Genomic DNA, 20,671 nt, shown 5'->3' with positions numbered 1-20,671 from the left:
GGGTAGTGCAGTAGGAATCTCCGGCCTTTCAGGCGGGAGAAGAAGCCGAGCGCTCAGAGTTTGAACAGGCGCAGGCGCCCGGCGCGCGCCTCAATCTCCTTCGGTGCTACTTTCCAGTGTTGGCCCAGCGCCGCCCAGCCGCTGAAGACATCGACGGTGCGCTCGATCACGGCCTTGGGATTGGCCACGTCGAATTTCTTGCCGAAGTCGACCAGGTCGTCCACGGTGAAATTGTCCGCCTTGCCGCCGATGGTCATCTGGTGCTGCAGCGTGTAACCAGCGCCTGCGGAGAACGTCAGGTCATAGACGGGTGACAGGCTCCATTCGCCGGTGGGTGACATCAGGAAAGCGAAGTTCTTCACATGGTCGTCCTGGTTGCGTCCCACTACGTTGAAGATCATTCGGCGGTAGGCTTCCTCGATCGCTGTATGGGGCATCTGGAAGGCCCGGATCCAGCGGAAGTACTGGTCGTAGCTGTAGGCGCGCGGGATGTTGTAGTCGATGTGCGTGAGACCGGCCAGGCTGTGCATATGCACTCGGCCACCGCCTTCGCCGCGATCGAATCGCTTGGTCAGGAAGTGGAAGCGGCCGTTGTCCTCTTCGATGAAGTCGACCGGCGCCATGTCGATGTCGAGTTCCTTCGTCAGGAGAGCGTAAGTGTATTCAACTCGGTTGAAAGGCTGGGCGTGATGGTCATTCGGGTTGGCCGACTCGACGCCGCCGAACTTGATCAGCCAGCTTTCCTCGCCCTTGCGCGGTTTGACGAACGCGGAACGGATCTGCTTATCCCGACGGTTCCAAAGAATCAGCGCCTTGGCCCGCGCGCCGCCGGCGCTTGCGCCAATCCGCATCAGTTCCTGGATCGCGCCATCCTGTTCCCCGGCCACGAGCTTGCGCGCGGCCTCCACGAGCGTGCCAACCTCAAGGGCTTCGCTCTCGCCCGCCGTCGCCCGCCGGTCGATCCTGGGCCGGAACTCGAGCGCCCCCATTGCGCGGTCGCCGATATAGAGCAGGCGCTGCACGGGGCTCATCGCCTTGTCAGGCTCGCCTCGGTCCTCGAAATACTTCTTGATGATCAGGTTGCCGAAGGTGTCCGGCAGCGCGTCCGCCAGGGCGCCGGGCAGACCCAGAAACGCGTCGACCCGCCGCAGTTCGGGAAACTCGAACGTGCCTGACTGGGATGGCAGGAACTCAGGGGAAATGCTCGGTCCCCCGGTGCCCAGGTACTCCGGGTCATAGTTGAAGCCAATCCGGCCGTTATCGAACTCAGTGACGGCACCGACGGTCTGGCCGTGCATGAGGACATGGGCGCTCGCGAGAACGCCTTGTGCCGGACGGGCACGCTGCGGCGAGCGCGACTTCCTTTGCGTTATCCTTTGCGTCACCAAACTATCGCTCCTTGGGTTTATAGGCGCGCTTGCGGACTTCGCCTCGCGCGGACAGCGCTTCGCTTGATGGCAAGGTATCCGGGAGGGCCGCATCTAGGCTGCCGATCATGCTCAGCGCTCGCATCACCTTCACCAGCGTGGATACGCGGACATCCCGTCCGGCCTCTAGATCGCCTAGAGCGGTCCGGCCGATCCCGGCGCGCTTCGCCAGGTCTTCGATCGTGAAGTTGCGTTCTAGGCGCTTGGAGCGCAGTCTTGCACCGATTTCAGCGGCGATTTCATCACCTGTCGATGTGCTTCGAATAGCAGGCATAACGTAGGTTACTCGGCAAGTACGCCCGGACACGCGGATATACCGTATGGTCCGGTATCTATATCGGTATGTCAATATAGACGTCGATATACCCGCTATAGCAGGCGTATTGTGCTATTAGATAACATAACTACCGGAAAGGGAGGCGTAACGATGCCATAATGACAGTATGGCGTGGGACAGCTGAGTTTCTGCGCGGTTGTTCTGTTCAAGGAACAGCGGGTAGAAGCCTGAACCGGCGCTTCGCCGGCTGATTCAAAACCTGTCGAAAAGCCCACCGGATGGCGGGCTACGATTTACTGGGTCGCGAAGCAGTGAATCCCTTCGGCCTTGGCGTGCATTGTCCTGACCGCGCCGCCAAACGCTCATTGTTTCTCGGGCAACTGTTCGTCGCACCACGGACATTGCGGAAGTACCCGTTCTTCGGCTGGTTGCCTACGTCGCGCCACGTTCGCAGAATTAGTGGTCGCCATTCGCAGAATTAACGATCCTTAACAACCGCACTCGAATATGGGCCCGGGCGTCCCCCTTCGCTTACGTTAACTCCTCGAGCAGCGCCTGGGCCTGTTGCAAGTCAGCGGTGTCGAAGCCTTCCGTGAAGGCGCCATAGATATCGGCCAGCCTCTGTCGGGCTGTCTCCGTCTTGCCCTGTCGTTGCCATCGCCGAGCCAGGCTCAGCGCCGCGCGCAGCTCCAGCGACTTGGCGCCTTGGTGGCGGGCTACCGCGATCGCCTTGTGAAAACACGCCTCAGCGTCTTCGTGGCCCGCGGATGCGCGGGTCTGGATGCTCGACGGATGGAGCAGCAGTTCTCCCTTGAGCCGATGCAACTCCGCTTCGTAGCAACGTTCTCCTGTTTTGTCCACCATCGCCAGCGCCTCGGCCAGCACGCTCAGTCCCGCCTTGGCTTGCCCCGCGTTCCCATAGGATTCGGCCAGCAGCGCCAGAAAATACGACCGTGCCCGCTCAGCCCCCGTGGCCTCGTAGGCGGTCAGGCCTTGGCGTATCTGGGCGATTCCCTCCTCGCTGCCTCCCTGCTCGGCCAGCGCCCAGCCCCGAAGGATGGTTCCCCAAGCCAACCAGAACGGAAACCCTTGCTCGGTCGCCCCCGTGGCAGACTAGTTGACGCCTCTAAATTCTTTTCAAGAGAAAGATAGAGGCATAGATGAAAGCAAAGTATTCTTCGGCATTCATAGAGCAAGCGCGGGTCAAGGCGTATTCCCGCGGAGAGCGGACAGTACATGCCGTGGCGGAAGATCTGAACGTCAGCTATCACACCTTAAAGAACTGGATGAAAAAGAAACCGGCAGGCCAGGTTGGCGCGCTAGCGCAGCATGAGAGACGCCCGCAGGATTGGCGGGCGGAAGAGCAATTGCTGGCGCTGCAGGAAACGCACGGTCTGTCGGAGGAAGCTTTGCATGCATGGTGCCGGGAAAAAGGCTTGTTTGCCCATCACCTGGCGGAGTGGAAGGCGGCGTTTTGTCTCCAAGGCAAAGGTGTCGCGACCGGTGCTGGTCCGGAGTTGCGTGGGCTGAAAGAAGAAGTAGAGCAGCTCAAGCGAGCGCTGCAGCGCAAAGACCGCGCCTTAGCGGAGGCGGCGGCATTGCTGGTGCTGCAAAAAAGTTCCGAGCGCTCTGGGAGGACGAGGTCAGATGACCGCCCTGACAGAGCGCAATCAGATCATTGGTTTGCTGGAAGAGGCCATGACGATGGGGGCACGGCAGGATCGGGCTTGTGCGGCGATCAATCTGAGTGAGAGCACCTTGCAACGCTGGCGGCGCGATACGCAACGAGGCGATCAGCGGCCTATGCGGGTGCAACTGCCTAAAAACCGACTCAGCGCCCTGGAGCGCCAGCGCGTGTTGGCAGTGGCCAACTCGGCCGAATTCGGTCATCTCCCGCCCAGCCAGATCGTCCCGCGGTTGGCCGATCAAGGGCAGTACCTTGCCTCGGAGTCGACATTTAATCGCATTCTGAAAGCGGAAAACCAGCTCAAACACCGAGGTGCCCAGCAGCCGGCCCAGCCTCGCAGCAAGCCGCGCGCGCTATGCGCGACGACCTCGAATGAGTTGTTCAGTTGGGACATCACCTATTTGCCTACCCATGTGAAAGGCCTGTATTTTTACTTGTACTTGTTCTTGGATATTTTTAGCCGCAAGATCGTTGGCTGGCAAGTCTATGAAACCGAGAGCAGCGAACTGGCCGCCCAGGTGATGCGCGATATTTGCCTGCGCGAGCGTATTGCGCCGCATCAGGTTGTGCTGCACTCGGACAACGGCAGCCCAATGAAGGGGGCCACGATGCTCGCTACCCTGCAAGCGCTGGGCGTAGCGCCTTCGTTCAGCCGCCCCGCGGTCAGCAACGACAACCCGTTCTCTGAATCGCTCTTTAGAACGATGAAATACCGGCCCACTCATCCATGCCGGCCGTTCGCCACTGTGTTCGCCGCCCGGCATTGGGTCGACACATTTGTACAGTGGTACAACCACGAGCATCGTCATAGTGCAATCAACTTCGTCACGCCCGCGGAGCGACATGCCGGCTTGGACACTGCGCTGCTCATCCAACGCGCTGCTGTCTACGAAGCTGCAAAAGCACGGCACCCGCATCGCTGGAGCGGCCCGATTCGTAACTGGCAGCCGGTCCTCGTCGTCCATCTCAACCCCGATCACCACGCCACCGAACAGCGACGCCAACCATTGGAGGGCTTAGACTCAAAACTTGCCGCTTAAAGTCAAAAGTTTAGGCGTCAACTAGCTTGAAATCCGCCGGTCGAGAGCGTGATGACGGCCTCGGCGCATGCTTGGGTCAGTTGCGCCTCCCGCCGAAACTGATGGAGCTCGGCGGCAAACACCAGGGCGTGCGCCAGGCTATGGGGGTGAGACACCTCCTGGGCCAGGGTAAGCGCCTCCTGGCTTCGCTTGCGGGCCTGATCCGAATAGCCCAGATACCACAAGATCCAGGCCAGAAACGTAAGCCCACGTATGCCCGGGTCCAGCCCATACAGATAGGCATGGGCGTGATGCTGCTCCGGATCATAGAGGGCCAGCACTTGCTCCAGGTGGGCACGGGCGACTCTGAACTCGCCCAGAAAGAACAACGTCGTTCCCAGCAGATTATGAGCCTCCACGAGGAACTCCGGGTCTTGCGCGTCCTGAGCCAAGCTGAGCAGCCGCTCACCCAGCTTATGTGCCGTTTCGTACTGCGCACGCAATTGATAAAACATCCGCAGTCCCAACAGCACTGAGAAGCGCTGCGGCGTCTCGCCAACCTGCTCGCACAATGCCAGCGCGCGGGTATAGGTCACCTCCACCTCCGGGGCGGCATAACCTCTGGCGGCCATCCAGGCCGGACCGAGGGTAAGCTGCAATGTGAGTTCCTGGCGAGCGCGTTCCGGTGTGTCGGGCAGGCGCTTGAGCAGCTCCAGGGCCGCGCCGAGGTGCCGGATCGCTTCGAGATTGGCGGAGCGCTGGAGGGCCTGTTGCCCCGCACAGCGCAGGTACTCCACCGCTTTCGGGATGTTGCCGCTGAGGCTGTAGTGGTGTGCCAGCTCGCCGCAGTGGTCCTTCAGCCGAGTGTGGAAGAGCGCCTCGATGGCCTGCGCCGTGCGTTCATGCAGCACGCTGCGTTGTTCCGTGAGCAGGGAGTTGCCGGCGACTTCTTGGGTGAGGGCATGCTTGAATGTATATTCCACCTCCGGGAATGCTGGCCGCTCGTAAATGAACTCTGCGACCTGCAGGCCGGACAGAAGACGGCGCAGGTCGTCCTCAGGCTGCGCGACGACCTGCTGGATCAGGCCCAAAGGAAACTCCTTGCCGATCACGGCAAGGCTCTGCAGCAACTCCTTCTGCGCGATGGGGAGCCGATCCATGCGGGCGGCGAGTACGCCATGCACGGTGGTCGGGATATGCAGCGCAGGCGGGGTCTTCTCGATCCGGTAATGCCCGGGCTCGCCGAGCAGTGCTTTCTCCTCGGCCAGGGTTTGAACCACCTCCTCCATGAAAAAGGGGTTGCCCTCGGTCTTCTTGAGGATGAGCAGTTTGAGGGACATGAGTCCGGGATCATTGCCCAGCAGGGCAGTGAGCAATCCTTGGGCTTCGACCTGGCCCAAGGGATCCAGCCGCAGTTGGGTGTAGTCGCTTCGGTGGCCCCAGCCAGGCTGATACTCGGGCCGGTAGTTCACGAGGAGGAGAATCCGCCCGCTTGCCATGCGGTCGATGAGAAACGCGAGGAAAGCCTCGGTCTCGCTGTCGAGCCATTGCAGGTCCTCGAACAGGAGTTCGACGGGCTGGTTGAGGCTCTCGCGCACCAGCAATCGCTTGATTGCCTCGAAAGTGCGTTGGCGCCGGATCTGGGGGTCCATGTGCGGCAATGCCGAACTCGGCGCGCTGATCCCCAGCAGATAGAGCAGGTAGGGCAACAAGTCTTCCAGACTGCGCTCCAGGTTCAGCACCTGGCCGGTGATCTTCTCGCGGCACCCTCGCTCATCGTCCTGGGCGGTGATCTGAAAATAGTTCTTCAAGAGTTCGATCAACGGCAAATAGGCAAAGGCTTTGCCGTGCGAAACCGAGAAGGTCTCCAGCACCAGACAGCCTCGCTGTGAGTGCGCCTTGAACTCATGGAAGAGCCGCGACTTCCCGACCCCGGCGTCGCCCACCACCCCGACGATTTGCCCGTGCCCCGCCTTGGCTTGTTCCAACGCCCTGCGCAATTGCTCCAGTTCGGCCTCCCGGCCCACAAACCGTGCCAAGCCGCGGCGCTCTGCCACTTGCAAGCGCGTGCGCGACGCCCCGAGGCCGAGGAGTTCATAGACGGCGAGCGGCGCGGGAATTCCTTTGACCTGGGTGGCCCCCAGGGCCTTGAACTCGAAATACCCCTCGGCCAGCTTATGGGTGGATTCGCTCATGAGGACGGAGCCGGGCGTGGCCATCGATTCCATCCGGGAGGCGATGTGGATCGTGTGCCCCACCGGGTCGTAGTCCGTGCGCAGGTCGTCCTTGCGGATCGAGCGCACCACCACCTCTCCGGTGTGGATTCCTACCCGGATCTGAAGCGGTATTACTTGCTCCAGACGGATCCGGCCACCGTGGCGGCGCATCGCGTCCTGCATGCGTAGCGCCGCATACAACGCCCGCTGGGGATGGTCCTCGTGGGCAATGGGGGCACCGAACAAGGCCAGTATCCCGTCGCCCAGGGACTTGGCCACGTAGCCCTCATAGTGGTGCACGGCCTCCATCATCAGGGCGATGACGGGGTCGATCAGGCGGCGGGCCTCTTCCGGGTCCAGGTCGTGGATCAACGCCGTGGAGCCGGCCATGTCGGCGAACAGGGCCGTGATGGTCTTGCGCTCGCCGGCCGTTGCGCCCCTGGCTTCCAGGGCCGCCTGCTCGGCCAGGATGCGCTCGGCCAAGTAGGCAGGGGTGTAGTGAATGGGCGCGGGAACGGCGGGATCAGGGAGGGCGGACGACGTTTGGGATGACTCGTTCAGGGGCGAGCCGCATTCGCTGCAGAACTTGGCGGTGGGACTCAGTTCGTAGCCACAATTCGGGCAGATCCGTGCAAGCTTGGTCCCGCACGCCTCGCAGAATCTGGCTCTCATGGCACTCTCGAACCCGCAATTTGCACAGCGCATACAGCCTCTTGACTTCCTCGGCCTGCTTCTGAGTAATTAGACGCCTTATCGATTTCCGCATCAAGATCGGCGGCTTGCCGTGCACCCCGGTCCGAGCTCGGCCATCATTTCGACCACATCGCGGTACCACAGCTTATGGCGACAGTACCAGCGCACACACAGAATAGTGCTCTCGTTCTCCATGCCGGCCGGATTCGACAAGGATGAACAGCGTGCGATCGTTCAGAATTTCAATCTCGCCTTGCTGCTTGTGACCATGGCCATCTGAATGCGTCCTCGGGGCAGTCCTCAATGACCTGGCCGCTTTATCTTCGATACAGGCCGATCAGGTGGATCGAAAGATAGTCTTGAAAAAGGCCTTCGTCGCGAAGGCGATCTCGAGTCAAGGGCTCGCTCCGAAAACCATCACGCTGGACGGTTAAGCGGCGTCTCATCGCGCGTGACGTTGCTGCCCGAGGACACGATGTTGCGATCATCGAAGTGCTTAAACAACTTGATCGAGCAGGATCATCGCAACATCAAGTCCAGGGTCAATGCGATGCTCGGTTGCAAACGCTTCAGGCATGCAGCCGCTACGATCTCCGGCATCGAGTTGATGCATCGCATTCGCAAAGGTCAATTCAACTTCACAGAGCTGCGCCTCAAGGATTCCACTGCGCCTGCTGTTCGGAAGGCCGTCCTTTCAGCACGATGACGTAACGGTGAAGACGCCGTTCTTCGCACGAGCCCGTAATTTGCACCAGAGCCCTCCGCGCCAGGCATTATTTTTGGTTCGCCAAACAGCATTGCGACGATCCGGCGCCACGCCGGCGACACAGCAAGATTCATACGGCAAGCCCGACGGCCCTCCTGTAGCTGCCGTTGGTACATGCCCTTGCCCCGCATGAGGTGCCGATGGCACGACGGTCGCCTCAGATTGTGGTTGTGGCCTCCCGCGATGAAATATAGTATGTGATATATCAAAACGATCCAGCGGGAGACAGCAATATGAAAGTGTGCATCTATGGTGCCGGCGCCATCGGCGGGTATATCGGCGCACAACTGGCGCGCGCGGGAGCAGAGGTGAGCTTCGTGGCGCGGGGGCCACACCTGGCGGCCATGCAGGCCAACGGCGTCACGCTGCAGATCGACGGTGAGCAGCGAGTGGCCAAGGTCAACTGCACCAGCGATCCACGCGAACTGGGGCCACAGGATTACGTCTTCATCACGCTGAAGGCACATTCGGTGCCGGGGGTGGTGGATCTGATGCAGCCTCTGCTGGGGCCGGATACGGCGGTGGTAACTGGCGTCAACGGCATTCCCTACTGGTACTTCTATCAACACGGCGGCCAGTACGCCAGCACCACGCTGCAAAGCGTTGACCCGGGTGGCCGCCAGTGGCGGGGCCTGGGGCCGGAGCGGGCGATCGGCTGCGTGCTCTATCCGGCTGCGGAGATCGTCGCGCCCGGCGTCATCCGCCACGTCTATGGCAAGAAATTCCCGCTGGGGGAGCCAGACGGCTCGAAGTCCGAGCGGGTGCGGCGCCTGAGCGAGATGATGGTGGCCGCCGACCTCGATGCACCCATCCGCGACAGTATCCGCGACGAGATCTGGCTCAAGCTTTGGGGCAATCTGTGCTTCAACCCGATCAGCGCGCTCACCCATGCGACCCTGGATGTGATTACCTCGGACCCCGGCACGCGAGCGCTTTCGCGCGAGATGATGCTGGAAGCCAAGGAGATTGCAGAACGCTTTGGCGTGCACTTCCGTGTCGACGTGGAGCGGCGTATCGACGGTGCAGGGGCTGTAGGGGCACACAAGACCTCGATGCTGCAGGACCTGGAAGGGGGCGGGCCATGGAGATCGATCCGCTCCTGACGGTGGTGCAGGAAATGGGCCATCTGGTCGGGCAGCGCACGCCGATGATCGACGCGGTGCTTGCCCTGATCAAGCAGCGCGAGCGGATGGCGCAGGCGGCCTAGCAAGCGGGAGCCAAGCGAGCTGGCGGATGCCGTTGTGCCGGCCGCGAGTGAGCGGCTCATGCGGCGCAGTGGCTGCCGCGGCATCACCCCGACGGCACGGCGGGCCGCGTCGTCGGGCTGACATTGCAGTCGTTGTGATATTCCCGTGGTGAAACTCGCCCATGCCCCGACGGCGTGATTCATGACAAAGGCGGATTGCGCTGTGCTTTGCGCTGATGAGACGTTGTTCTTGGGTAAGTTGTGCGGGCTCGTCGGGGGCAGCCATTCCGATTGCCACGGCCCCGGTCCGAAACAAGTTCATTCATGTCTGCGCAAAGCCAAATCGAGGTTCAACCCGCTGCCCTGACCCTGTCGCTGCAGCCCATCCATGCCGGGGCTAGCTTGCGCGACCAAGCCTACGCGATGCTGCGGCAGGCCATTGCCGACGCCGACATCTACCAGTCACACGAGGAGATCCGGCTCGATGAACGGGTCCTCAGCGAGGCACTGGGCGTGAGCCGCACGCCGATTCGAGAAGCCATGACGCTGCTGGAGCAGGCGGGCTTCCTGCGTACCGTGCCGCGGCGCGGCATCTACATTGTGCGCAAGACCAAGCGCGAGATCATCGAGATGATCCAGGTGTGGGCGGCGCTCGAGAGCATGGCGGCCCGCCTGGCCACGCTGCGCGCCACCGACAACGAGATCGCCTGGCTTCGGCATATGTTCGACCGTTTCCGCGATGCCACCCCGGCCGAGCATATCGAGGAATACTCGGACGCCAATCTAGTCTTCCATCAGGCGATCGTGCAGTTGTCGAAGTCCCAAGCCATCATGGACGCGATCAAGAACATCTTCATCCACGTGCGCGCGATCCGGAAGATGACCATCTCGCAGAGCGAGCGCGGAGTGCGCTCGATCATGGACCACCTGCGCATCATCGAGGCGCTGGAAAAGCGCGATACCGAGCTGGCCGAGAAACTGGTACGGCAGCACTCGCTCAACCTGGCGGAATACGTCGAGAAGCACGCCGATTTCCTGTAATGAGCTGGGCGGGCTGAAGCAGAAGCGGCAGACCTGTCCGCCGCTTCTGCTTACTTAGCGATGGCTTTCTTGCCGCTCGCGCGGGCGTCCTTCAGGGACCGGGCCGCCTCTTCCTCGGCCGAGTCGCCGATCTTGCCGAGCATGAAGATGCCCCTCGGTGCCGTGGGCGGCCTGGAACACCTTCAGGCGATCGCTGCCGGGCACAGGCGAGCCGCGAAACCGGATAACTCGATTTGTGAAATGTTATATGTAATATATATAAACTAGATAAAGTGATTGTAAAAACGCTTTTTCGGTTGCCTGAAATCTTGTGCGGAACTGGAATGAATCGGTCAAATTCAGTGATTTCGCTCAATTCACGGCAAAAAATAGCTATCTGCTGCACCGCAGCGTCAATTTTTAGATCAAAGATGCAAATTCTTCTTGTGGCCTTTTGATATATCACATACTGTATGTCAACGAGGCGGTCAGCAGATGATCGAAGCCACGAGACCGGCAGCAATTGCCAGTAGGCGAACCAAGGGCGAAAGGGCGTCGAGATACCAGCAACGCTGGTTCACCCCAGTCGCAAAAGTCAACGAGGAGACCCAAACATGTCTGCAGTCGTATCCACGCGGCCCGAGACCACCACGGCCGAAGACACTCTCAAGCAGAAGACGCGCGATGCCGGCGTCGTTTCCGGCGGCCACCTGGTGGCGCGCGCGCTCAAGAACGAGGGGTGGACACCATCTTCACCCTGTGCGGCGGCCACATCATCGATATCTATGATGGCTGCGTGGACGAAGGCATCCGCATCATCGACGTGCGCCACGAGCAGATCGCCGCGCATGCGGCGGACGGCTATGCGCGCCAGACCGGCAAGCTCGGCTGCGTGGTGACCACGGCCGGCCCTGGCTGCACCAATGCCGTCACCGGGGTGGCCACCGCCTTCCGTTCGGAAAGCCCGATCATCCATATCGGCGGGCAGGGCGCCTTGTCCCAGCACAAAATGGGCTCGCTGCAGGACCTGCCGCACGTCGACATGATGTCGCCCATCACCAAGTTCGCCGCCACCATTCCGAGCACGGAGCGGGTGGCCGACATGATTTCGATGGCCGCGCGCGAATGTTTCAACGGCGCGCCCGGCCCGGCCTACCTGGAGATCCCGCGCGACGTGCTCGACCGCGAAGTCGACCTCGCGCGGGCGGTGATTCCGTGCCCGGGCCACTATCGTGCTTCCACCAGGTCGATCGGCGACCCGCGGGACATCGAGAAGCTGGCCGACATGCTGGTCAATTCGGAGCGGCCGGCCATCCTGTACGGCCAACAGGTCTGGACCGCGCGCGGCCATGAGGAGGCGGTCGCGCTGCTGCGCGGGCTCGATGTCCCAGGCTACTTCAACGGCGCCAGCCGCGGCCTGCTGCCGCCGGGCGACCCGCATCACTTCGATCGCACCCGTTCGCAAGCGTTCGCCAAAGCCGACCTGATCATTATCGTTGGCACGCCCTTCGACTTCCGGATGGGCTATGGCAAACGCATCAGCAAGGACCTCAAGCTGGTGCAGATCGATATGGACTACCGCACGGTCGGCAAGAACCGCGACATCGACCTGGGCCTGGTCGGCGATCCGGGCGCGATCCTGGGCGCGGTGCTGCAGGCTGCCAGCGGCCGTATCAAGCATGACAAGCGCCAGGTTCGCCAGGCCTGGATGCGCGATCTGGCCGCAGCTGAGGAAGTGGCAACGGCCAAGCTGATGCCACTGTTCAAATCCGACAGCACGCCGATTCACCCATACCGGGTCGCTTATGAAATCAACGAATTCCTCGCCGACGACACTATTTATATCGGCGACGGCGGCGACGTGGTGACGATCTCGGCGCAGGCAGTGCGACCGCGTCGTCCGGGCCAATGGATGGACCCGGGAGCGCTGGGTTCGCTCGGCGTCGGTACCGGTTTTGCGATCGCGGCCGGGCTCGCCAATCCCGAAAAGGAAGTGTTGTGCTACTACGGCGACGGCGCCTTCAGCATGACGGCGTTTGACATGGAGTCCGCCAACCGTTTCAACGTCCCGTACATCGCGGTCATCGGCAACAACTCGGCAATGAACCAGATTCGCTACGGGCAGCTTGCCAAGTACGGTGACGAACGCGGCAACGTCGGCAACCTGCTCAGCGACGTGCCGTTCGGCAAGTTCGCCGAGATGCTTGGCGGCTATGGCGAGGAAGTCCGCGACCCGGCGAAGATCGCGGGCGCACTGCAGCGCGCCCGCGAGTCGGTGCAAAAGACGCGCAAGAGCGCGGTCATCAACATCTGGGTCGATCCCTCGGTCTACGCGCCGGGGACGATGGCACAGACCATGTACAAGTAAGGCGTGGGGCCCGGAACGGGGCGCAGCGAACATTTCTGCATCAGCGCATAACCAACGATAGCTATTCAGGAGTCACCGATCATGAGCATGCCACTCGAAGGGATCAGAATCATCGACTTTACGCACGTGCAAGCCGGTCCCGCTTGCACGCAACTGCTGGCCTGGTTCGGCGCCGACGTGATCAAGGTCGAACGTCCCGGTTCGGGCGATGTGACGCGCAGCCAGTTGCGCGACATCCCGGATGTCGACGCACTGTATTTCACGATGCTGAACAGCAATAAGAAGTCGCTGACCCTGGACACCAAGAAGCCCGAAGGCAAGGAAGTGCTGGAAAAGCTGGTGCGGGAATCCGACGTGCTGGTGGAGAATTTCGGCCCAGGCGCGCTAGACCGGATGGGTTTCTCCTGGGAGCGCCTCAAGGAACTCAACCCGAAGCTGATCGTGGCGTCGGTCAAGGGCTTCAGCGACGGGCATCACTACGACGATTTGAAGGTCTATGAGAATGTCGCGCAGTGCGCCGGCGGCGCGGCTTCCACCACCGGCTTCTGGGACGGCCCGCCGACCATCAGCGCCGCGGCGCTGGGCGACAGCAATACCGGCATGCACCTGGCGATCGGCATCCTGACCGCCCTGATCGGGCGCGATAAAACCGGCAACGGCCAGAAGGTGGCGGTGTCGATGCAGGACAGCGTGCTGAACCTGTGCCGCGTCAAATTGCGCGACCAGCAGCGCCTGGACCGGCTAGGCTACCTGGAGGAATATCCACAGTATCCGCACGGCACATTCAGCGATGTGGTGCCGCGTGGCGGCAATGCCGGCGGCGGCGGCCAGCCGGGCTGGGTGCTGAAGTGCAAGGGCTGGGAAACCGATCCGAACGCTTACATCTACTTCACCATACAGGGTCACGCATGGGCGCCGATTTGCAAGGCGCTGGGCAAGCCCGAATGGATCGAGGACCCGGCCTACAGCACGGCCCAGGCGCGCCAGCCGCATATCTTCGAGATTTTCAAGACCATCGAAGACTGGCTGGCCGACAAGACCAAGTTCGAAGCGGTGGACATTCTGCGCAAGTTCGATATTCCGTGCGCGCCGGTGCTGACCATGAAAGAACTCGCCAACGACCCGTCGTTGCGCGCGAGCGGCAGCATCACCGAAGTCCCGCACAAGGAGCGCGGCACCTATCTCACGGTAGGCAGCCCGATCAAGTTCTCCGACCTGAAGCCTGAAATCACCGCTTCGCCGTTGCTGGGCGAGCACACCGAGGATGTGCTGGCCAGCCTCGGATATAGCAAGGCGCAGATCGCGCGCTTGCGCGACCTCCAGGCTGTTTGAAGACGGCAACCGCGGATCCGAAGCTTCGGCTTCGGTGCTGCCAGGTACGGCGCCCCGTCCGAGCGCTGTACTGAGTCGGTTCATCACTTGAACAGCAGTTTTTCAACTTCGGGTAGGTCTATGCAAGCAGCTATCGACTTCGAGCAACTGATCGCGGCAGTCGGCGATGCAATCGTCATCTCGGACGCCAGCGGGGCCATCACGCTATGGAACCCTGCCGCCGAGCGCATGTTTGGCTTCACGCAAAGCGAAGCGATCGGGCAGTCGCTGGACTTGATTATTCCGCAACGCTTGCGCGGGCGTCATTGGGACGGCTATCACAAGACCATGGCAAGCGGGCAAACCCGCTACGGTAACAAGGTGCTGCGCGTTCCGGCGGCGCATAAGGATGGGCGAGCCTTATCGATCGCCTTTACGGTAGCCCTGCTGCATTCGCCCCAACAAGCCGTGACCGGGATCGTGGCCGTGATCCGCGATGAAACCAGCCGCTTTAACGAGGAGCGCAACTTGAGCAAACGCCTGGCGGAACTGGAGGCCACCTCCAGCGCATGACTCGCGTGTATGGGCCGGGCGCGAACCAGCAGACGATATATAAGTTAAGCCGGGAGACTGAAGTGGGCAAAGCATTGGATGGTGTTCGCATCCTTGATTTCACGCATGTGCAATCCGGGCCGACCTGTACGCAGTTACTGGCGTGGTTCGGAGCGGATGTGATCAAGGTCGAACGAGCGGGCGTGGGGGACGTGACGCGTGAGCAATTGCGCGACATTCCGGATGTCGACAGTCTTTACTTCACGATGCTCAACCACAACAAGCGCTCGGTCACGATCGACACCAAGCATCCGGAAGGCAAAAAGGTGCTCGAGGCGCTCGTGAAGGGGTGCGACGTGCTGGTCGAGAACTTCGCGCCTGGCGCGCTGGATCGGATGGGCTTCACCTGGGAGCGCATCCAGGAACTGAACCCGGCGATGATCGTCGCGTCGGTCAAGGGCTTCGGCCCGGGCCCCTACGAGGATTGCAAGGTCTACGAGAATGTCGCGCAGTGCGCAGGCGGCGCCGCGTCGACCACCGGCTTCGACGACGGCCCGCCGATGGTCTCGGGCGCGCAAATCGGCGACAGCGGCACCGGTCTGCATCTCGCGCTCGGCATCGTCACCGCGCTGTACCAGCGCAAGACCACCGGTCGTGGCCAAAAGGTGCTTGCCGCCATGCAGGACGGCGTGCTGAACCTGTGCCGCGTGAAGCTGCGCGACCAGCAGCGGCTCGAGCGCACCGGCGTAATGAAGGAGTATCCGCAGTATCCGAACGGCACCTTCGGTGATGTGGTGCCGCGTGCCGGCAACGCATCGGGCGGCGGCCAGCCGGGCTGGATCCTCAAGTGCAAGGGCTGGGAGACGGATCCCAACGCGTACATCTATTTCATCACGCAGGCGCCAGTATGGGGCGCGATCTGCAAGGTGATAGGCCGCGAGGCGTGGATCGACGACCCCGAGTACAAGACGCCGGCCGCGCGCTTGCCGAAGCTGCAAGAGATCTTCGCCGAGATCGAGCGCTGGACGATGTCGAAGACCAAATTCCAGGCGATGGAGATCCTGAACAAGTACGACATCCCGTGCGGCCCGATCCTGTCGATGACGGAGATCGCCGCGGAGCCGTCGCTGCGCAAGACCGGCACCGTGGTCGAGGTCGACCACCCGACCCGCGGCAAGTACCTGACGGTCGGCAACCCGATCAAGCTGTCCGACAGCCCCACCGACGTTACGCGCTCGCCGCTGTTGGGCGAACACACCGACGAAGTGATGGCCGAACTTGGCTATACCCCGGATCAGGTTGCTCAATTGCGCGCCGACGGTGCCATTTGACCGCGCACTAAACGGTGATCGAGCGCGTGCTTAGCATGCGGGACAAGATGCGACGGCCCGCAGCCTCTCGGCACGGCCCGAGCGCACCCCATAATCATGCAGGAGACATTGCGATGAAATCGTGGATACGCTTTCGGCTCGCCGATGGCAATATCGGCTTCGGCGTGCTGGAGAACGATCGCGTCACCGAATACGGCGGAGACATGTTCGGTGAGCCGGTCCCAACCGGCATCGTGCTGGACTTGGGCGAGGTGACGCCGCTCAGCCCCTGCGAGCCAGGCAAGCTGGTAGCGCTGTGGAACAATTTTCATGCGCTGGCCAAAAAGCTGGAAAAGCCCGTGCCGCTACATCCGCTGTTCCTGATCAAGCCCGCCAGCTCGGTGGCGGGGCCCGGCGATGCGATCGTGCGGCCCAAAAGCTATGTCGGCAAGATCGTCTATGAAGGCGAACTGGGCATCGTGATCGGCAGCAAGTGCTGCAATGTCTCGCCGGCCGAGGCTGCCGACCATATCTTCGGCTACACCATCGTCAACGATGTGACGGCGGCCGACCTGATCGCGGCGGACCCCAGCTTCCCGCAATGGTGCCGCGCCAAGGGCTTCGATACCTTCGGCTGCCTGGGGCCCGTCATCGTCGCCGATTTCGACTGGCGCTCGGCCAGCGTGGTGACGCGGCTCGATGGCGTGGAGCGGCAGAACTACCCGCTCGCCGACATGATCTTTTCCCCGCAGGAGCAGGTCAGTCGGATCTCGCAGGACCTCTCGCTGATGCCCGGCGACGTGATCGCCTGCGGTACCTCGCTCGGCGTCGGCTCGATGAAGGACGGCGCGGTGGTGGAGGTGGCGATCGAAGGGATCGGCGCGCTGGTGAACCATTTGCGCGGCTAGGCAGCCGGCGCGGCAGGGTCTCAAGCCCCGGCAGGCCGCGCACATCCAGGGAACGGTGAACAAGATGGCAATGACAATCGGTGTGCCCCTCGAAGTACACGCCGGGGAGCGGCGGGTCGCCGCGACGCCCGATTCGGTCAGGGAGCTGATCAAGCTCGGCTATAGGGTGGTGGTCGAGAGCGGCGCCGGTGCACAGGCGGCGTGCCCCGACCAGGCCTATCGTGCGGCTGGTGCTGACATCGTCGATGCCGCCAGCCTGTGGGCCACGGTCGACGTCGTAATCAAGGTGCGGCCGCCACAGGCCCACCCCACGCTCGGGGTGGAAGAGGCGGCCCTGCTCAAGAAGGGTGCGACCCTGATCGGCTTCATCTGGCCGGCGCAGCAGGCCGCGCTGCTGCAACGCCTGTCGCAGCGCTGCGCCACCGTGCTGGCGATGGATTGCGTGCCGCGCATCTCGCGCGCGCAGAAGCTCGATGCGCTCAGTTCGATGGCCAATATGGCGGGCTATCGCGCGGTGATCGAGGCCGCTCATGCCTTTGGCCGGCCATTTGCCGGGCAGATCACCGCCGCCGGCAAGATCCCGCCGGCGCGGGTTCTGGTGATCGGCGCCGGCGTGGCCGGGCTGGCTGCGATCGGCGCCGCGCGCAGCCTGGGCGCGGTGGTGCGCGCCTTCGATACGCGCCCGGTAGTGCGGCAGCAGATCGAAAGCCTGGGCGCCGAGTTCCTCTCGGTGGAAGTGGATGAAGACGGCAGCGGCAGCGGCGGCTACGCCAAGGAGATGAGCACGGCCTTCATCGAGGCGGAGATGCAGCTGTTCGCCGAGCAGGCATGCGAAGTGGACATCATCATCACCACCGCGCTGATCCCCGGCAAGCCCGCGCCACGGCTGATTACGGCGGCCATGGTGGAGAGCATGCGCCAGGGTAGCGTAGTCGTCGACATGGCGGCGGAGCAGGGCGGCAATTGCGAGCTGACGGCGCCCGGCGAGATCGTGCAGCGCGCGGGGGCGACGGTGATCGGCTACACCGACCTGCCCAGCCGCATGGCCGCCCAGGCCAGCCAGCTTTATGCCACCAATCTGCGCCACCTGCTGGCGGAACTGACGCCAGGCAAGGATGGCGAACTGGCGGTCGACATGGACGACGACATGATCCGCGGCGCCACCGTGCTCCATCGTGGCGCCATGTCGTGGCCGCCGCCGAAGACGGTGGAAATTGCTCCTGCTGCGCCGGCTGAAACGCCGGCGCCCACCGCGGCCGCGGCCACGGCCACGGAAAGCGGCAAACGCACCGGCTGGAAGGTCGCGCTGCTGGTGCTGGGGGCAGTGGCGCTGCTGGCGCTCGGCGCGGTGTCGCCGCCGGCCTTCCTGGCGCACTTCACGGTGTTCGTGCTCGCCATCTTCGTCGGCTACCAGGTGGTGTGGAATGTCACTGCGTCGCTGCATACGCCGCTGATGAGCGTGACCAATGCCATCAGCGGCATTATCGTGGTCGGCGCGCTGGTGCAACTGGGCAGTCCTTCGGCGGTTAGCAGCGTGATCGCGGGCATCGCGGTGCTGATTGCCACCATCAACATCGCCGGGGGCTTCCTGGTGACCCAGCGGATGCTGAAGATGTTCCGGCGCGATTGAGGAGAAGGCCATGCCATCGGGAATCAGTGAGATCGCCTACGTGAGCGCCAGTGCGCTTTTCATCCTGAGCCTGGGCGGGCTCAGCCACCCGGCCACGGCGCGCCGGGGCAACCTGCTCGGCATCGCTGGCATGGTGATCGCCATCGTGACCACCGTGCTGGTGTCGGGCCGCGACGGCATCGGCGTGGTGCTGGCGGCGATGACCGTGGGCGCGGCGGCCGGCGCGCTGCTGGCACGCCGCGTCGAGATGACGCAGATGCCGCAGCTGGTGGCCGTGCTGCACAGTTTCGTCGGCCTGGCGGCGGTGCTGGTGGGCTATGCCAACTATCTCGGCGCGGCGCCGCTGGCCGGCGCGGAGAAGAGCATCCACGAGATCGAGACCTATCTGGGCATTCTGATCGGCGCGGTTACCCTCACGGGCTCCCTCGTTGCCTTTCTCAAGCTGCAGGGCACGCTGGGCGGCAGGCCGCTGCTACTGCCGGGCCGGCATTTGCTGAACGCCGCCGCCCTGGGTGCCTGCGTGTGGTTGGGCTACGCCTTTCTGGCCGCGCCGTCGGCGCAGGACGGCCTGGTCCCGCTCGCCGTGATGACGGCGATCGCGCTGCTGGCCGGAGCGCACCTCGTAATGGCCATCGGCGGCGCAGACATGCCGGTGGTGGTGTCGATGCTCAACAGCTACTCGGGTTGGGCCGCGGCGGCCACCGGCTTCATGCTGGGCAATGATCTGCTGATCATCACCGGCGCGCTGGTGGGGTCGAGCGGCGCCATTCTCAGCTACATCATGTGCAAGGCAATGAACCGGAAATTCCTCTCGGTGATCCTGGGCGGCTTCGGCACCGCGGCGGCGCAGGCTGGCGCCGCCGCGGAAGGCGAGGTGGTGCCGGTGTCAAGTGAAGAGGTCGGGGCGCTACTGCGCGACGCGGCCGATGTGATCATCGTGCCAGGCTACGGCATGGCGGTGGCGCAGGCGCAGGGCACCATCAGCGAGATCACGCGGCGACTGCGCGCGCAGGGCGTCAAGGTGCGCTTCGGCATCCATCCGGTGGCGGGGCGCCTGCCCGGCCATATGAACGTGCTGCTGGCCGAGGCCAAGGTACCGTACGACATCGTGCTGGAGATGGATGAGATCAACGAGGATTTCGACAAGGCCGATGTGGTGCTGGTGGTGGGTGCCAATGACATCGTCAACCCCGGCGCGCTGGAAGATCCGGGCAGCGCGATTGCCGGCATGCCGGTCCTCGAGGTATGGAAGGCGAAGACAGTGGTGGTGTCCAAGCGCAGCATGGCCGCAGGATATGCGGGGGTGGACAATCCGCTGTTCTACAAGGACAACACGCGGATGTGGTTTGGGGATGCGAAGGGCAGTGTGGATTCGTTGTTGAGGCAGCTGGAGACAGTCCAGGCCTGAGCCTGGTGCGACGGCTGGCGCCTTGGTCGACGTGGGGTCATGCCATGTTACGGAACATGGTCGGACAATGATGAAACGAGCATGCACTGCACACACGTATCGCACGATTGCCGACGCGGGAGACCAACGCCCAAACGAGAGTCCAATGTACGGCAAAAAAAGCGCCTGTCAGCGCCCCTCTCACCGACGTGAAACCGCAGCCTCAGTTGGCTTGCCGCCCCCTCGCCCGCAGGTACTCGTTCTTCTTGTCGAAGATTAGCTGGCTGAGGAAGTCCGCGTCGTAGGCCCTCAGCAAATGGGCGTGGTATTCCTCGATATAGCGGGCGACGCGCGTCTTCTCGCATTCGATCCCGCACAGCCAGTGGTACATCCCGGCGTCCCAGCGAAAGCGCAGGCCGAGTTCGGTGAAGGCCGCATCGTAGGCGGTCAAATGGTCCTCGTCATCGCTGCGCGAGGCCGTGGTGCCGGCCGGCAGGCTGTTGTGCGTTTCGGACTGGACCCTGGTTCAGGATCGGATTCCTTGCTCTCTGGAAGAGGTGGGCTTGAGCGGAGCATAGGTGTGCCGAACGATTTGCGATAATTAAAGTTATATAGAAAGACCATAAATCATCGCTTATGTTTTGTCAGGCCTTCCACGCCCTTCGCCGCGCGGGAGAAGCTCAGCTGGCGTGCGACTGTCTAGAAAACCTTCAGCTGACGCAACGTGGCGTTCCTCATCGTGCAGTCCTGTGCAATATATAAACGATCAGTAATGATAATGGTAAAAAACTTTATGTATTGCTGATACCGGGATGGGCTAGCATCAATTCACGTGCCGCAATGTCTGGCGCGCCCAATAGACCAAGGGCTCCCCCGCAAGAGAAGCCCCGCTATCCGTGCCATAGAGCGCGAAA

11 protein-coding genes and 5 pseudogenes are annotated in these 20,671 nt (G+C 62.6%); 11 read left to right on the top strand and 5 right to left on the bottom strand.

Annotated features, from left to right (window positions below):
• Positions 1–53: 53 nt before the first annotated feature.
• From OMK73_RS17010 to OMK73_RS17000, 3 genes are all read right to left on the bottom strand, one after another.
• The gene (locus OMK73_RS17010) at positions 54–1,385 is read right to left on the bottom strand and encodes a type II toxin-antitoxin system HipA family toxin (protein WP_267603042.1); all 1,332 of its coding nucleotides are present in this window, start codon (positions 1,383–1,385) and stop codon (positions 54–56) included.
• 4 nt (positions 1,386–1,389) lie between these two features.
• Positions 1,390–1,701: a helix-turn-helix domain-containing protein gene (locus OMK73_RS17005; RefSeq protein ID WP_267603041.1), complete on the bottom strand. Its 312-nt coding sequence runs from the start codon at positions 1,699–1,701 to the stop codon at positions 1,390–1,392.
• A 534-nt stretch (positions 1,702–2,235) separates the two neighbouring features.
• The gene (locus OMK73_RS17000; RefSeq protein WP_267603040.1) at positions 2,236–2,778 is read right to left on the bottom strand and encodes a hypothetical protein; all 543 of its coding nucleotides are present in this window, start codon (positions 2,776–2,778) and stop codon (positions 2,236–2,238) included.
• Between the two features lie 86 nt (positions 2,779–2,864).
• Between OMK73_RS17000 and OMK73_RS16995 the strand changes: the two are divergent.
• Positions 2,865–4,431, top strand: a pseudogene (locus OMK73_RS16995) (IS3 family transposase).
• A 38-nt stretch (positions 4,432–4,469) separates the two neighbouring features.
• Here the strand turns inward: OMK73_RS16995 and OMK73_RS16990 are convergent.
• Positions 4,470–7,331 (bottom strand): annotated as a pseudogene (locus OMK73_RS16990) (adenylate/guanylate cyclase domain-containing protein); the annotation flags it as partial.
• Between the two features lie 478 nt (positions 7,332–7,809).
• Here OMK73_RS16990 and OMK73_RS16985 point away from each other — a divergent pair.
• The 10 genes and pseudogenes from OMK73_RS16985 to OMK73_RS16940 form a co-directional block, all read left to right on the top strand.
• Positions 7,810–8,025, top strand: a pseudogene (locus OMK73_RS16985) (DDE-type integrase/transposase/recombinase); the annotation flags it as partial.
• Positions 8,026–8,318: 293 nt separating this feature from the next.
• Positions 8,319–9,292 (top strand): annotated as a pseudogene (locus OMK73_RS16980) (2-dehydropantoate 2-reductase).
• Positions 9,293–9,595: 303 nt separating this feature from the next.
• Positions 9,596–10,312 carry a GntR family transcriptional regulator gene (locus tag OMK73_RS16975; RefSeq protein WP_267603039.1) on the top strand — a complete coding sequence of 239 codons (717 nt, stop codon included), beginning with the start codon at positions 9,596–9,598 and terminating at the stop codon, positions 10,310–10,312.
• A gap of 593 nt (positions 10,313–10,905) precedes the next feature.
• Positions 10,906–12,659 (top strand): annotated as a pseudogene (locus OMK73_RS16970) (thiamine pyrophosphate-binding protein).
• 81 nt (positions 12,660–12,740) lie between these two features.
• Positions 12,741–13,991 carry a formyl-CoA transferase gene (gene frc, locus OMK73_RS16965; protein ID WP_267603038.1) on the top strand — a complete coding sequence of 417 codons (1,251 nt, stop codon included), beginning with the start codon at positions 12,741–12,743 and terminating at the stop codon, positions 13,989–13,991.
• 120 nt (positions 13,992–14,111) lie between these two features.
• Entirely contained in the window at positions 14,112–14,543 is a 432-nt protein-coding gene (locus OMK73_RS16960; RefSeq protein ID WP_267606413.1) for a PAS domain-containing protein, read from the top strand.
• Between the two features lie 62 nt (positions 14,544–14,605).
• Positions 14,606–15,853, top strand: coding sequence for a formyl-CoA transferase (frc, locus tag OMK73_RS16955; protein WP_267603037.1), 1,248 nt, complete (start codon positions 14,606–14,608; stop codon positions 15,851–15,853).
• A 113-nt stretch (positions 15,854–15,966) separates the two neighbouring features.
• A complete protein-coding gene (locus tag OMK73_RS16950) occupies positions 15,967–16,740 on the top strand; it encodes a fumarylacetoacetate hydrolase family protein (protein ID WP_267603036.1) in 774 nt (257 codons plus the stop codon).
• Positions 16,741–16,804: 64 nt separating this feature from the next.
• Positions 16,805–18,370 (top strand): Re/Si-specific NAD(P)(+) transhydrogenase subunit alpha, encoded by a 1,566-nt coding sequence (locus OMK73_RS16945; protein ID WP_267603035.1) that lies wholly within the window; start codon positions 16,805–16,807, stop codon positions 18,368–18,370.
• A gap of 10 nt (positions 18,371–18,380) precedes the next feature.
• On the top strand, positions 18,381–19,778 hold the full coding sequence (locus tag OMK73_RS16940) for an NAD(P)(+) transhydrogenase (Re/Si-specific) subunit beta (protein ID WP_267603034.1): 1,398 nt from the start codon (positions 18,381–18,383) through the stop codon (positions 19,776–19,778).
• Between the two features lie 202 nt (positions 19,779–19,980).
• On the opposite strand, the gene OMK73_RS16935 is transcribed toward OMK73_RS16940, so the two are convergent.
• Positions 19,981–20,253, bottom strand: a complete 273-nt coding sequence (locus OMK73_RS16935) for a LysR family transcriptional regulator (protein ID WP_267606412.1) — start codon at positions 20,251–20,253, stop codon at positions 19,981–19,983.
• Positions 20,254–20,671 lie beyond the last annotated feature (418 nt).

It is taken from the genome of Cupriavidus sp. D39 (assembly GCF_026627925.1).
GTDB lineage: Bacteria > Pseudomonadota > Gammaproteobacteria > Burkholderiales > Burkholderiaceae > Cupriavidus > Cupriavidus ulmosensis.
The sequence above is the reverse complement of the archived record's forward strand: the minus strand, read 5'-3'. Positions and strand labels throughout refer to the sequence as shown.